Consider the following 13,570-nt stretch of genomic DNA (forward strand, 5'->3'; position numbering starts at 1 on the left):
TTGGCGTAGGCTGGAAACAGAGATGGCCGGGGAGTTACGCATGTTGAGGAAACTATCGATCGTCGCCTTTGCCGCCGCGCTCGTCGCGGCGCCGCTGCCGGTGCTGGCGCAGAGCAAGAAGGACAGCGTCGTCATGGCGATGGCGCTGGAGCCCCCCGGGCTCGATCCCACCAATGCCGCCGCCGCTGCGATCGCCGAGGTCACGCTCTACAACATCTACGAGACCCTGACCAAGATCAACGAGGACGGCACCACCTCGCCCCTGCTGGCGGAGAGCTGGACCGCTTCGCCCGACCTGAAGACCTATACGTTCAAGCTGCGCAAGGGCGTCAAATTCCACAATGGCGAGCCGTTCAATTCCGCCGCGGTGAAGTTCTCGTTCGAGCGCAACGCGGTGCCCACCAGCACCAACAAGGACAAGAGCCTGTACCAGAGCTTCGAGTCCGTTGTCGCGCCCGACGCCGAGACGGTCGTGATCACCTTGAAGAATTCGGAGCCGAACCTGCCATTCCTGCTGGGGCAGGCGAGCGGCTCGATCGTCGAGCCGAAGAGCGCAGCCACCAATGTCACGCAGCCGATCGGCACCGGGCCCTATCAGTTAGGGGGCTGGGCCAAAGGCTCCTCGATCACCCTGACCAAATGGGCCGACTACCGCAACGCCGCTGCGGTCAAGCTGTCGAAGGTGACGATCCGCTTCATCTCCGATCCGGCGGCGCAGACCGCCGCGCTGCTCTCGGGCGACGTCGACGCCTTTCCGCGCGTCTCGGCCCAGCGCACCATCGCCCAGTTCAAGGCCGACCCGCGTTTCACGGTGCTGGTCGGCGGCTCCAGGGCCAAGACCATCGTCGCGATCAACCACCGCAAGAAGCCGCTCGACGACGTCCGCGTTCGCCGTGCCATCCTGGCTGCGATCGACCGCAAGGCGATGATCGACGGCGCCGTCGATGGCTTCGGCACGCCGATCGGCAGCTTCTACGTGCCGGGCGCGCTCGGCTATGTCGACACCACCGGAATCAACCCCTACGACCCCGAGAAGGCCAAGAAGCTGCTCAGCGAGGCCGGCGTCACCACGCCGCTTGAATTGTCGCTCAAGCTGCCGCCGCCATCCTATGCGCGGCAGGGCGGCGAGATCGTCGCAGCCCAGCTCGCCAAGGTTGGCATCGTCGCCAAGATCGAGAACGTCGAATGGGCGCAGTGGCTGTCGCAGGTGTTCGCCGGTAACGGTCCGCACAATTTCGACCTCACCATCGTCAGCCATGTCGAGCCGTTCGACCTCGTCAAGATCACCGAACCGGACTACTATCTTGGCTACAACAACGAGAAGTTCAACGCGCTCTACAAGCAGATCGTCGCGACACCCGACGAGGCCGGCCGCGCAAAACTGCTCGGCGACGCCCAGCGCATGCTGGCCACCGACGCCGTCTCCGCCTACCTCTACCAGCCCCAGCTGATCACCATCACCAACAAGAAGCTGAAGGGTGTCTGGAAGGACGTGCCACAATACGAGAACGATTTTTCGACCTGGGCCTGGGAGTAGGATCGCTCGATCAAGTCGAGCCTGTCGCTTCAATTTTTGGCCTCTCCCCATCGGGGAGAGGCCAATCGTTTGGCAGGTCCAAAACAAAAACCTGAAAAACAACCCCATGCACAGTAGCCGGGGGTAGTCATTTCAATGGTTTACGCCTTGCGCGGCTCAAAGGTCGACGCGATGCGCTGAGACATTGACCCGTCGGGCAAAACACCGGCATTATCCAATCATTGCGGCTTCATGGTTCGGAACGCCGTCAGGCGAGGCACGCCATGGAGAAGCCATCCCGCCGCGATGCTGGCACCGCCGCGGCGGCCCCTGGCGCCGAGGCGCCGATCCCTCTGAAGCTCGACGATGCGCCGCTGAGCGATATCGCTCAGGCCTTGGCCAGTGGGCAGGTCAATGCGACGGCGCTGACCAAAGCTTACCTCGCGCGCATCGAGGCCTACGACCGCAACGGGCCCGCGCTCAACGCCGTGCGCGCGCTCAATCCCGATGCGCTCGCGATCGCGGGCAAGCTCGACGGCACCAAGCCATCGGCCAAGCGGCCGCTGGCTGGCATCCCGATCCTGGTGAAGGACAACATTGCGACCGGCGACGAACAGCCGACGACGGCGGGTTCGCTGGCGCTGGAAGGCGCGCGTGCCCGGGACGATGCCACAATCGTCAAGCTGCTGCGGGACGCCGGCGCGGTGATCCTGGGCAAGGCGAACCTGACCGAGTTTTCCAACATGCTCGCGATCGACATGCCTGCGGGCTATTCATCGCTGGGCGGTCAGGTGAAGAATCCCTACGCGCCCGCGCTGGTGGACGATCACGACATCCCGGTCGTGTCCCCGGGCGGCTCGAGCGCGGGTTCGGCGGTCGCGGTGGCGGCCGCTCTTTGTGCGGCCTCGATCGGCACCGAGACCTCGGGCTCGCTGCTGTTTCCTGCCAGCCAGAATGGCCTCGTCACCGTGAAGCCGACGGTCGGGCTGATCAGCCGTGCCGGCATCGTGCCGATCGCGCATAGCCTGGACACCGCAGGGCCGATGACGCGCAACGTACACGATGCGGCGCTGCTCCTTAACGTGCTGGCGGCGAAGGACCTGCGCGATGCGGCGACAGAGCTGCAACGGCGGCCAGCCGATTACACCGCCGACCTCACGCGCGACGCGATGAAGGGCGCCCGCATCGGCGTGCCGAGCGACCCCGCCGACCCGCTGAACGATCCCTTCTACGGCAAGCTGCCACCCAAAGGGGCGGAGGTGATGGCGGAGGCGATCAAGGTGCTGGAGGATCTCGGCGCCGTGATCGTGCGCGCCAGCATGCCGACGGCCGGCTGGATGAGCGGACCAGGTACGATCATGGCCGTGCTCAACCGCAATCCGCTGAGCGGTAACAAGGGCAATCCAGTCACGCAGCGGATCGTCTTCCTCTACGAACTGAAGCGCGATCTCAACCTCTACCTGAAGGATTGGGCGACCAATACCGCCATCAAGACCATCACCGACATCGTGGCCTTTAACGAGGCGAATGCAGGCAAGGCGCTGCGTTTCGGCCAGGACCTGTTCCTCGCCGCCGACCTCACCAGGGGCGACTTACGCGAACGCGAGTACAAGTCGGCACTTGCCATGGACCTGCTCAGCGCCAGGACCCGCGGCATGGATGCTTACATGAACCAGCACAAGCTCGATGCCGTGCTGTTCCCCGGCAGCGGAGGCGCCGCGATCGCCGCCAGGGCAGGTTATCCCAGCGTCATGGTGCCCGGAGGCTTCATCTCGGGGGCGACCGACGGCAAGGACACGCCCGACTATCCGCTCGGCGTCACCTTCGCAGGCCGTGCCTGGAGCGAGCACAAGCTGCTGCGTCTGGCCTACGCCTACGAGCAGGCCTCCAATATGCGCAAGCCGCCGCCAGGGTTGAGCGCGCTTTAGACTTCATTCCTTGCGCGCTTGTTAGCGCGCATGTGCTCCGGACGGCATGCACTGACAAAATCGGATGTCTGCTTTTGCAGACAATGCGGACACGCGGTCCCGCCCGCGGAAGCACAGGTTCATAGAGTAACGCTGTCTGCTACAGTCGAACGTCGCCATGGCGTAACCTCGTTCCTCAAGACTTCGCTGTTGCGGGTATCTGACCGGGCTCGAACGGACCCGGCTCGAAAAAGCCCTCGATCGATTCGACCTTTGCGTAGTTCTCGGCGATGCTCTCGGGTGTCAGATGTGGATCGTAGAAGCCAGGTCCCATGACGATAGCGATACGTTGGATTACTCCAGCTTCCACGTTGTAAATCCTGTTCGTCTCCGAACAACTATCGCTTGCAAGCCAGACCATCGCTGGCGCAACAGCCGCAACCGGCATTGTGGCTTCGCTCTGCTTCAGCCAAGCGGGATCCGCAACCGCCGCCGGGTGCATCCTCGTGTACCCGGCTGGCGAAATGGTGTTCACGAGAATCCCATGCTCAGCACCTTCAATTGCAAGAATACGCATCAATCCAACTACGGCGCACTTGGCCGCAGCGTAGGTGGCTTGGCCACGTATTCCAAACAGGCCGCTGACTGACGTCGTAAGGATGACCTTCCCGTAGCGCTGTGCGACCATATACGGCCAGGCAGCCTTCACCGTGTTAACCGGCCCGCCGAGGTGCACCCGCCAATAGTGATCGAAATCGTCAAGGGTGGCGGCCTCGAATAGCTGGCTTCCGCAGATACCAGCGTTGTTCACGAGGAGGTCTATTCTCCCGAAATGCTCGATGGTCGTCGCGATCAGGTCACTGCCACCTTCAGCGGTTGAAACATCGCTGTCATTCGCGATTGCCTCGCCTCCACGGGATCGAATGAAATCGGCCACCTGTTCCGCGATCGTGGAATCCTTCCCGAAGCCCGATACGTCGGTTCCCAGGTCGTTCACAACGACCTGGGCGCCGCGCTCGGCGAGAAGTTCGACGTATGCCCGCCCAAGCCCGCGACCTGCGCCAGTCACAACCGCGACCTTTCCCTCCAACGAAATTCGTTCTGTCATCTCGCTACCCTCCTTCCGGCAAGATTGAATGCGTCTGCGCGCAACCGTGACACCAACTGCCGGGGCGCTATGTCCCTTTGGCAAAGCCAGACCCATGTCCCCCCGCAATCGACAATGCGTCCGCTTTCGGGAAGTTCGCTGATGTCCGCTCATGTGAAGGGTTTCGGATGCCGGCCCAATGATTGACGGTGCCGCGGGCTCCGAGGGTCGGCGTCCGAAAGCCTCCAAGGGAGGAAACCGCGGGAGGGGATACGTTGGTGGTGCGGCGTGCGCTATGGGGATTTGAGCGCCGCGGGCGGAGCGTGCGATTGGGATCGAGCCGACGCAGCAAGCTGGCTGACGATGCCGCGGCTGATGGAAGAGCGACAGATTGCGTCGAACGCAGCAAATTGTCGGGCGATTTTAGACGACAGCTTTACATCTGAGTGCACTCTGCCGTGGCCGGTCGAGAGCCGGCGCGTGTAACGAGCAGATTTGTAGGACTTTGACGCGGTCATGAGGTGTCGATCCTGATGACGCTCTGAGGACCTGTTGGCTGGTACCGTGACGTTGCACCGCGCGCGAAGACCTCGATGACGATCATGCGACCGCCGCAGCACGGACAGCTCGGCTTGCTGGGATCGATGGCGGCAGCGGTGGGCTCATCTTGAGGTTTTGCAACGGCGAGCAGCTCACGGGCGCGGGCGATGTTATCGGCGCAAGCGCCTTTGGCGAACAGGCCGTAGTGGCGGATGCGGTGGAAGCCGCGTGGCAGCACGTGGATGAGGAAGCGGCGGATGAACTCGAAGGTCCCGAGCGTCATCTGCTTGTAGCGATCACGGCCCTCGATGCGATAGTCCTTCCACTTGAAGGTGACGCCACGCTGGTCGCAGGCAATCAGGCGGCTGTTGGCGATGGCAACACGGTGGGTGTAGCGCGACAGATAGGCCAGCACTGCCTCGGGACCGCCGAACGGCCGCTTGGCGTAGACGACCCACTCGGCCTTGCGCAGCGGGGTGAGGTAAGCTGCGAAGGATTGCGCCTCGGCGAGGTGGGCGTAATCGCCGAAGAAGCTGAGGCGGCCGGCTTGGTGGGCAGCGACGAGCTTCTCCAGGAACACGCGCCGGAACAGGCGGGAGAGTACGCGCACCGGCAGCAAGAAGCCCGGCCGGCACGATATCCAGCGCTTATTGTCCAGCGAGATGCCGCCGCCCGGCACGATCATGTGCACATGCGGGTGATGGGTGAGCGCCGAGCCCCAGGTGTGCAGCACGGAGGTAATGCCGATCCTGGCCCCCAAATGCTTCGGATCGGCGGCGATCGTCAGCATGGTCTCGGCCGAGACCTTGAACAAGAGGTCGTAGAGGACGGTCTTGTTCTGGTAAGCGATGTCGGCGATGGCCGCCGGCAGCGTGAACACCACATGATAGTACGGCACCGGCAGCAGCTCGGCCGCGCGGTCGGCAAGCCATTCCTTCGCGGCGGCGCCCTGGCACTTCGGGCAGTGCCGGTTGCGGCAGGAGTTGTAGGCGATGGTCGTATAGGCGCAGTCCTCACAGCGCGCGACATGGCCGCCGAGGGCTGCCGTGCGGCAGCGCTCGATCGCCGACATCACCTTGAGCTGGTGGAGGCTGACATGGCCGGCATGGGCCTTGCGCCATGCCGGGCCATGGTCGCGGAAGATATCCGCAACCTCCAAAGCCGGGCGCGACACCGCTTTGGCGTCAGCCGGGCGGCCGGATCTCCTTGAGTTTGAGCGCGATGTGCTCCAGCGGGCTCATGACCTCGCTGATCGTCTTGGTCGCGACGCGGGTATACAGCGCCGTGGTGTCGAGCTTGGCATGACCGAGCAGCACCTGGATCACGCGGACATCGATGTTCTGCTCCAGGAGGTGGGTAGCGAAGCTGTGCCGCAAGGTGTGCAGCGAGACGCGCTTGTTGATCTCCGCCATTTGCGCAGCGGCGTGACAGGCGCGATTGAGCTGGCGCGTGGTCATCGGCTGCGCCGGATCGCGTCCCGGGAACAGCCAACCCTGCGGACGCGCCGCCTTCCACCAGGCCCGCAGCAGGTCCAGCAGGCTCGGCGATAGCATGACGTGACGGTCCTTGCCGCCCTTGCCCTGCTCGACGCGGATGATCATGCGCTTGCTGTCGATATCGGAGACCTTGAGCGAGACCACTTCAGTGGCGCGCAGGCCAGCGCCGTAGGCCACGCTCAAGGCCGCCTTGTACTTCAGCCCCGGCGCGGCATCGAGCAGCCGCGCCACTTCCTCGACGCTGAGCACCACCGGCAGCTTGCGCGGCTCGTGAATGACATGGGTGTGTTCGACGATCTCGTGGCGCTTGAGCGTGACCCGAAAGAAGAACCGCAGCGTCGAGACGGTCTGGTTGATGGTCGGCACGCCAACGCCGCTTGCCGTCAGATGTAGCTGATAGCGGCGCACGTCCTCGAAGGTCGCCGTATCCGGCGAGCGCCCGAGAAACGCGGCGAAGTTCTTGATTCTTTGCACGTAGTCATGTTGGGTCTTCGGCGCGAGCTTGCGGATCGTCATGTCCTCGATCATGCGCCGGCGCAACGGGCTCATTGCCTCGTCGGTCATGGGGATGCTCCTGTCTTGGATGAAGGTTGCGAACCCCTCATCTCAAGACAGGACGCCCCGTCGCGCTATCGTCTTGGCTGTGTCGCCAGCCCCGGGGTCCTACCGCGCGAGCGGTTTAGTCCTCTGACCCGCAACGGACGTTAGGTGAGGAATCCCGCTTGAGAGCATCGGCAAGGCGTGCCCTTCCAGATGCAGTGATGGATCGTGACCGCTGGAGGCCCCATGACGCACTGCGGTCGTTCGCCGGACGCCGTGTTTCGCTGAGGTGATGCGTCGAATCGGCTCATTGCGCTCGAGCGCTCGACGTGAGCCCATTCCTTCTCGGAGAGCGCACGATGAAGGCCTTGCTGCTGCTCGTGTTTGCCATGGTTGTCATGGCCCGGGAAGCGACCGCTCAGGACGCACCAAAGGACGCGCAATGCGTCCGCGAGCGCGCCGCCATGGTCGAAACCATCCGGGCATACGCCCGATCCGCCGCCAGTGCCTTGGGACAGCAAGGCCTGTCGGAGAGTGTCCTTGAGGCCATGGAGCAAACGAAACGCCATCTGTTCATCCCCGAGCAATCTTGCTCCATCGCATACGCGGACAGACCGATGCCGATCGGTCTCGGGCAGACCATATCGCAGCCGTACATCGTGGCCTTGATGACCCAATTGGTCGAGGTCGCGCCCGATCACGTTGTGCTGGAAGTGGGGACGGGTTCGGGCTATCAGGCCGCCGTCCTTGCGCACCTGGCGCGAAAGGTCTGCACCATCGAGATCATCCCGCAATTGGCCGAGACCGCCGCGAAAACATTAAGAGACCTCGCGTATGACAACGTGAGCGTCAAGCTTGGCGACGGATACGATGGCTGGCCCGAATGCGGTCCTTTTGACGCCATCGTCGTGACTGCCGCGCTCGGGCAGCCACCGCCGCCCCTGATTGAACAGCTTAAAGTAGGTGGCCGGCTCGTTATGCCGGTGGGACCCGGTTACACCACTCAGCAGCTCACGGTCGTCGAAAAAATCGCCCCCGACAAGACGACGACGCGCGCCGTCGCCCTCGTGCGCTTTGTCCCCTTTACGCGTTCACAAAACTAAGCTCGCAAACGTCCCGTTCTTGCTGAGCCGGAATTTGTCGAGGTGGCTGGCGCCTCGCGCGAATGCACGTTTGGAGCGGCAGCAATTAGCCCATCAGCCAAGTGGCGGCCCCTCTGGTGGAGGTCTGCTTGTCGGCGCATAGCGGACTAGATTTGCTCACCCTAAGTTCTTCGCATGTTGACCCGAAGCGGAAATATTTGGGGCAGCCAGAGCGCTGCAAATCGACCTTGCACCGCTGCGGCCTTCTTTTGTGTCTCATGAGCGCAGATGCGGATGTAACGTGCCGGCGCGCCGCCTCAGGCAGCGCGCTGGCTGCGTCGCGAGGAGAGATCCGGGCAAAGAACGAGCTTGCCTTCAAGACCGCCAGCCTCGAGGCGACGGTGAGCATCGGCGACCTCCTCGAACGAGATCCGCTCGGCGATGCGCGGCCGGATGGCGCCAGTTGCCAGAAGCTTGAACAGTTGCTCCAAGTCCTCCTTGAACCAAGCGGGATGTCGCGCCCGCATGGCATTTACCGAGTAAAAGCGGGCTCGCTTGCCGCCGGGCAACAGTCTCCACAGGTAGAGGCGCGCGATCTCCATCAAGATAGGCAGCATTCGACGCTGTGCCTGCACGCTCGCCGAAAAGCCGATGGCACAGAGCAGGCCACCCGGTTTGAGCGCCGCGTATGAGCGGCGATAGCCGTCTTCGCCAACGCCGTCGACGATGACGTCGAACCCACCCGGCACAACCCGCGTGAAGTCCTCATGCTGGTAATCGATCGGCGTTGCCCCGAGGTCTTGGACGAGCGTCATGTGCTCGCGGCGTACAGTGCCCCATAGCTCGAGGCCGGCCAGTCCCCCAAGCACGAGCAGCGCCTGGCCGACCGCGCCGGCAGCCCCGTGCACGAGCACACGTTGGCCCCGCTGGACCTTGGCCGCGCGGTGCAGAAGCTGGTGCGCAGTCGTCCAGCTCAGGATCAGCACAGCCGCTTCAGCTGCGTCCACATCCACCGGCACGCGGGCCACGTTGCTCGCCCGAAGCGTGCGATAGTCGGCGTTTGACCCGACTACCGTCATGTCGGCCACGCGATCGCCAATCTGAAAGTCGTGCACGCCTTTGCCGAGCTGATCGATTGCCCCCACCACGTCGTAGCCCATTACGAACGGCGGCCGGAGGCGCATCGTTTGCGGATATAGATGGCGCCTGACCAACACTTCGGTGTAGTTGAGGCTCGACGCGAGTACGCGAACGCGCACCTCGCCCGGACCGGCGGTCGGCAGGGGAGCGTCCACCACCTCCAATCTCTCGGGATCACCGAAGCGGCTGACCTGAACAACTCGGTTGCGCTGCACCATCATGACCGATCTCCTTGCATGCCGACCTTCAGCGCAGAACGGTCAGGCTGCCGCCAGACCACAGCAATGGAATTGATCCAGATCAAGCTTGAGGCTGCACTCTTTGGAATTCTCCTCTAGCCAAATGACCAACCCGGTTGTTTGGCGCCATCATTGCTCATCGGAGGGGAAAATGCCTGCAGTCATTATGCAGTTCGTTTCGCATCCAAGACCCGGTAGTGATCTTGCAACCGTCTTACAGCTGGCAAAGGACGGCGCGTCACTTTGGAGGAAACACGGGGCCGATGTCAGCTATTGGTCCGTGATCGGCGGCGAGATCGGGAACTATGCCTTCGTCGCTCGCTTCGATAGTGTAGAAGCTTATGGGCGTACCTTGGCGTCACTGGGCGCCGATCCGGCCTTCGTTGAATTTCAAGCCAAGCGGCTGAAGGCCGGGCAATCGGATTGGGTGCGCTCCAATGTTGCCGTCCAAGTCGATCTTTGACGGAGCGCCTTCGCGCAAATGCGAGACCGCCCTCGGGCGGTCTCCTGCTACGTGGTCGATGTCGGTTGTTGGCCCTCAACTGAACAACGAAAGAGCCGCCGCCATGTCGGCTGCCTGCGGGAGACCGCGCAAGCCGCCAGGGTTGAGCGCGCTTTAGAGTTCACTCCTTGCGCGCTTGTTAGCGCGCAGGTGCTCCGGACGGCATGCACTAACAAAATCGGATGTCTGCCTTTGCAGACAATGCGGACACGCGGTCCCGCCCGCGGAAGGTCATATTGTGACCCAGAACGGAGTGCGCCCTTTGCTCGCGCACCGATCAACGTCATGCGCAGCTACCGGGGCAGCCAAGACCCATAGCTGTCTTGGTCGAAAGCGCGCTCTCCAAGACCTCCCGCGAAATTTTGCGACGGGCCTTGCAGAGTGCGGGTGGACGGTCGCTGCAGGAGTGCAAGCCTTTAGCTGATGATCTCCTTGGCCTTGATGCCGCGCAAGGCCTCGATGCAATCAGCTACCAAATGCAAGAACTCTTGCCGCTTTATGCTTTTCACCTGACGACCTTCCATATTGATGAGAATGAATCTCGCCATGTCGTAGGCGACTTCAAACTGCGATTTGCCGGTAACCTCGACATCGATTCTTTCTGCCATTTCGCTGCCCGCTAGTTGTAATTGGAAAGCAGGAGCCTATTGGAAAGCGCGTGGCCAAGTCGAGTCGGTCTTGCTTTGTGGTTAGATCATATCGGCTTAAACGTCCGCTGGCGCCGCAACCTCGAAATGCAGAGCATTAAACTAGTCCGCTCTGTGAAGGGTTTCGGATGCCGGCCCAATGATTGACGGTGCCGCGGGCTCCGAGGGTCGGCGTCCGAAAGCCTCCAAGGGAGGAAACCGCGGGAGGGGATACGTTGGTGGTGCGGCGTGCGCTATGGGGATTTGAGCGCCGCGGGCGGAGCGTGCGATTGGGATCGAGCCGACGCAGCAAGCTGGCTGACGATGCCGCGGCTGATGGAAGAGCGACAGATTGCGTCGAACGCAGCAAATTGTCGGGCGATTTTAGACGACAGCTTTACATCTGAGTGCACTCTGCCGTGGCCGGTCGAGAGCCGGCGCGTGTAACGAGCAGATTTGTAGGACTTTGACGCGGTCATGAGGTGTCGATCCTGATGACGCTCTGAGGACCTGTTGGCTGGTACCGTGACGTTGCACCGCGCGCGAAGACCTCGATGACGATCATGCGACCGCCGCAGCACGGACAGCTCGGCTTGCTGGGATCGATGGCGGCAGCGGTGGGCTCATCTTGAGGTTTTGCAACGGCGAGCAGCTCACGGGCGCGGGCGATGTTATCGGCGCAAGCGCCTTTGGCGAACAGGCCGTAGTGGCGGATGCGGTGGAAGCCGCGTGGCAGCACGTGGATGAGGAAGCGGCGGATGAACTCGAAGGTCCCGAGCGTCATCTGCTTGTAGCGATCACGGCCCTCGATGCGATAGTCCTTCCACTTGAAGGTGACGCCACGCTGGTCGCAGGCAATCAGGCGGCTGTTGGCGATGGCAACACGGTGGGTGTAGCGCGACAGATAGGCCAGCACTGCCTCGGGACCGCCGAACGGCCGCTTGGCGTAGACGACCCACTCGGCCTTGCGCAGCGGGGTGAGGTAAGCTGCGAAGGATTGCGCCTCGGCGAGGTGGGCGTAATCGCCGAAGAAGCTGAGGCGGCCGGCTTGGTGGGCAGCGACGAGCTTCTCCAGGAACACGCGCCGGAACAGGCGGGAGAGTACGCGCACCGGCAGCAAGAAGCCCGGCCGGCACGATATCCAGCGCTTATTGTCCAGCGAGATGCCGCCGCCCGGCACGATCATGTGCACATGCGGGTGATGGGTGAGCGCCGAGCCCCAGGTGTGCAGCACGGAGGTAATGCCGATCCTGGCCCCCAAATGCTTCGGATCGGCGGCGATCGTCAGCATGGTCTCGGCCGAGACCTTGAACAAGAGGTCGTAGAGGACGGTCTTGTTCTGGTAAGCGATGTCGGCGATGGCCGCCGGCAGCGTGAACACCACATGATAGTACGGCACCGGCAGCAGCTCGGCCGCGCGGTCGGCAAGCCATTCCTTCGCGGCGGCGCCCTGGCACTTCGGGCAGTGCCGGTTGCGGCAGGAGTTGTAGGCGATGGTCGTATAGGCGCAGTCCTCACAGCGCGCGACATGGCCGCCGAGGGCTGCCGTGCGGCAGCGCTCGATCGCCGACATCACCTTGAGCTGGTGGAGGCTGACATGGCCGGCATGGGCCTTGCGCCATGCCGGGCCATGGTCGCGGAAGATATCCGCAACCTCCAAAGCCGGGCGCGACACCGCTTTGGCGTCAGCCGGGCGGCCGGATCTCCTTGAGTTTGAGCGCGATGTGCTCCAGCGGGCTCATGACCTCGCTGATCGTCTTGGTCGCGACGCGGGTATACAGCGCCGTGGTGTCGAGCTTGGCATGACCGAGCAGCACCTGGATCACGCGGACATCGATGTTCTGCTCCAGGAGGTGGGTAGCGAAGCTGTGCCGCAAGGTGTGCAGCGAGACGCGCTTGTTGATCTCCGCCATTTGCGCAGCGGCGTGACAGGCGCGATTGAGCTGGCGCGTGGTCATCGGCTGCGCCGGATCGCGTCCCGGGAACAGCCAACCCTGCGGACGCGCCGCCTTCCACCAGGCCCGCAGCAGGTCCAGCAGGCTCGGCGATAGCATGACGTGACGGTCCTTGCCGCCCTTGCCCTGCTCGACGCGGATGATCATGCGCTTGCTGTCGATATCGGAGACCTTGAGCGAGACCACTTCAGTGGCGCGCAGGCCAGCGCCGTAGGCCACGCTCAAGGCCGCCTTGTACTTCAGCCCCGGCGCGGCATCGAGCAGCCGCGCCACTTCCTCGACGCTGAGCACCACCGGCAGCTTGCGCGGCTCGTGAATGACATGGGTGTGTTCGACGATCTCGTGGCGCTTGAGCGTGACCCGAAAGAAGAACCGCAGCGTCGAGACGGTCTGGTTGATGGTCGGCACGCCAACGCCGCTTGCCGTCAGATGTAGCTGATAGCGGCGCACGTCCTCGAAGGTCGCCGTATCCGGCGAGCGCCCGAGAAACGCGGCGAAGTTCTTGATTCTTTGCACGTAGTCATGTTGGGTCTTCGGCGCGAGCTTGCGGATCGTCATGTCCTCGATCATGCGCCGGCGCAACGGGCTCATTGCCTCGTCGGTCATGGGGATGCTCCTGTCTTGGATGAAGGTTGCGAACCCCTCATCTCAAGACAGGACGCCCCGTCGCGCTATCGTCTTGGCTGTGTCGCCAGCCCCGGGGTCCTACCGCGCGAGCGGTTTAGTCCTTTGGCCCGCAACGGACCTGCCGGGCCCGCCGGATGATCTCCGCCTTAAGCGTGTGGCAAAATGAAGAAGTAAACCGAAAGGCCGGACTGTCCAGGCCCGTGAGGGGGCGCTCGCCGCAAGGATATTGAACGTTTGGAACCCTCATGCGTTAGCCGGGCGGATGAAGGCCGGATGCGCCATCCGGCATGACGATGCGGCCACGGAGTTTGGT

General features: G+C 63.1%; 11 protein-coding genes. 5 read left to right on the forward strand and 6 right to left on the reverse strand.

Annotated elements, in window-relative coordinates:
- Positions 1-40: 40 nt before the first annotated feature.
- Positions 41-1,537 carry an ABC transporter substrate-binding protein gene (locus LRP30_RS14325; RefSeq protein ID WP_249760732.1) on the forward strand — a complete coding sequence of 499 codons (1,497 nt, stop codon included), beginning with the start codon at positions 41-43 and terminating at the stop codon, positions 1,535-1,537.
- A 263-nt stretch (positions 1,538-1,800) separates the two neighbouring features.
- Positions 1,801-3,444 carry an amidase family protein gene (locus LRP30_RS14330; RefSeq protein ID WP_249760733.1) on the forward strand — a complete coding sequence of 548 codons (1,644 nt, stop codon included), beginning with the start codon at positions 1,801-1,803 and terminating at the stop codon, positions 3,442-3,444.
- A 175-nt stretch (positions 3,445-3,619) separates the two neighbouring features.
- On the opposite strand, the gene LRP30_RS14335 is transcribed toward LRP30_RS14330, so the two are convergent.
- The 3 genes from LRP30_RS14335 to LRP30_RS14345 all read right to left on the reverse strand — a co-directional run bounded on the left by LRP30_RS14335 (position 3,620) and on the right by LRP30_RS14345 (position 7,110).
- Entirely contained in the window at positions 3,620-4,531 is a 912-nt protein-coding gene (locus LRP30_RS14335) for an SDR family NAD(P)-dependent oxidoreductase (RefSeq protein ID WP_249760734.1), read from the reverse strand.
- Positions 4,532-5,024: 493 nt separating this feature from the next.
- Complete coding sequence (locus tag LRP30_RS14340; RefSeq protein WP_249757957.1) at positions 5,025-6,224, reverse strand: IS91 family transposase; 1,200 nt, start codon at positions 6,222-6,224, stop codon at positions 5,025-5,027.
- Between the two features lie 10 nt (positions 6,225-6,234).
- Positions 6,235-7,110, reverse strand: a complete 876-nt coding sequence (locus LRP30_RS14345; RefSeq protein ID WP_249757956.1) for a site-specific integrase — start codon at positions 7,108-7,110, stop codon at positions 6,235-6,237.
- Between the two features lie 335 nt (positions 7,111-7,445).
- Between LRP30_RS14345 and LRP30_RS14350 the strand changes: the two genes are divergently transcribed.
- Positions 7,446-8,189, forward strand: a complete 744-nt coding sequence (locus LRP30_RS14350) for a protein-L-isoaspartate(D-aspartate) O-methyltransferase (RefSeq protein WP_249760735.1) — start codon at positions 7,446-7,448, stop codon at positions 8,187-8,189.
- Positions 8,190-8,485: 296 nt separating this feature from the next.
- On the opposite strand, the gene LRP30_RS14355 is transcribed toward LRP30_RS14350, so the two are convergent.
- Complete coding sequence (locus LRP30_RS14355) at positions 8,486-9,529, reverse strand: medium chain dehydrogenase/reductase family protein (protein WP_249760736.1); 1,044 nt, start codon at positions 9,527-9,529, stop codon at positions 8,486-8,488.
- Positions 9,530-9,698: 169 nt separating this feature from the next.
- Between LRP30_RS14355 and LRP30_RS14360 the strand changes: the two genes are divergently transcribed.
- Complete coding sequence (locus LRP30_RS14360; protein WP_245473470.1) at positions 9,699-10,010, forward strand: hypothetical protein; 312 nt, start codon at positions 9,699-9,701, stop codon at positions 10,008-10,010.
- 362 nt (positions 10,011-10,372) lie between these two features.
- The gene (locus LRP30_RS14365; protein ID WP_249760737.1) at positions 10,373-10,672 is read left to right on the forward strand and encodes a hypothetical protein; all 300 of its coding nucleotides are present in this window, start codon (positions 10,373-10,375) and stop codon (positions 10,670-10,672) included.
- Positions 10,673-11,150: 478 nt separating this feature from the next.
- Here the strand turns inward: LRP30_RS14365 and LRP30_RS14370 are convergent, their stop codons facing one another.
- On the reverse strand, positions 11,151-12,350 hold the full coding sequence (locus LRP30_RS14370) for an IS91 family transposase (protein ID WP_249757957.1): 1,200 nt from the start codon (positions 12,348-12,350) through the stop codon (positions 11,151-11,153).
- Between the two features lie 10 nt (positions 12,351-12,360).
- The gene (locus tag LRP30_RS14375; protein WP_249757956.1) at positions 12,361-13,236 is read right to left on the reverse strand and encodes a site-specific integrase; all 876 of its coding nucleotides are present in this window, start codon (positions 13,234-13,236) and stop codon (positions 12,361-12,363) included.
- Positions 13,237-13,570 lie beyond the last annotated feature (334 nt).

The sequence above is a fragment of the Bradyrhizobium sp. C-145 genome, assembly GCF_023375135.1.
Classification (GTDB): Bacteria; Pseudomonadota; Alphaproteobacteria; order Rhizobiales; family Xanthobacteraceae; genus Bradyrhizobium; species Bradyrhizobium zhanjiangense.

Excerpts from the sequence above, each read along its gene's own strand:
- LRP30_RS14345 (WP_249757956.1), bottom strand. The coding sequence starts at position 7,110 with ATGACCGACGAGGCAATGAGCCCGTTGCGCCGGCGCATGATCGAGGAC.
- LRP30_RS14350 (WP_249760735.1), top strand. The coding sequence starts at position 7,446 with ATGAAGGCCTTGCTGCTGCTCGTGTTTGCCATGGTTGTCATGGCCCGG.
- LRP30_RS14360 (WP_245473470.1), top strand. The coding sequence starts at position 9,699 with ATGCCTGCAGTCATTATGCAGTTCGTTTCGCATCCAAGACCCGGTAGT.
- LRP30_RS14375 (WP_249757956.1), bottom strand. The coding sequence starts at position 13,236 with ATGACCGACGAGGCAATGAGCCCGTTGCGCCGGCGCATGATCGAGGAC.
- LRP30_RS14355 (WP_249760736.1), bottom strand. The coding sequence starts at position 9,529 with ATGATGGTGCAGCGCAACCGAGTTGTTCAGGTCAGCCGCTTCGGTGAT.
- LRP30_RS14335 (WP_249760734.1), bottom strand. The coding sequence starts at position 4,531 with ATGACAGAACGAATTTCGTTGGAGGGAAAGGTCGCGGTTGTGACTGGC.
- LRP30_RS14330 (WP_249760733.1), top strand. The coding sequence starts at position 1,801 with ATGGAGAAGCCATCCCGCCGCGATGCTGGCACCGCCGCGGCGGCCCCT.
- LRP30_RS14325 (WP_249760732.1), top strand. The coding sequence starts at position 41 with ATGTTGAGGAAACTATCGATCGTCGCCTTTGCCGCCGCGCTCGTCGCG.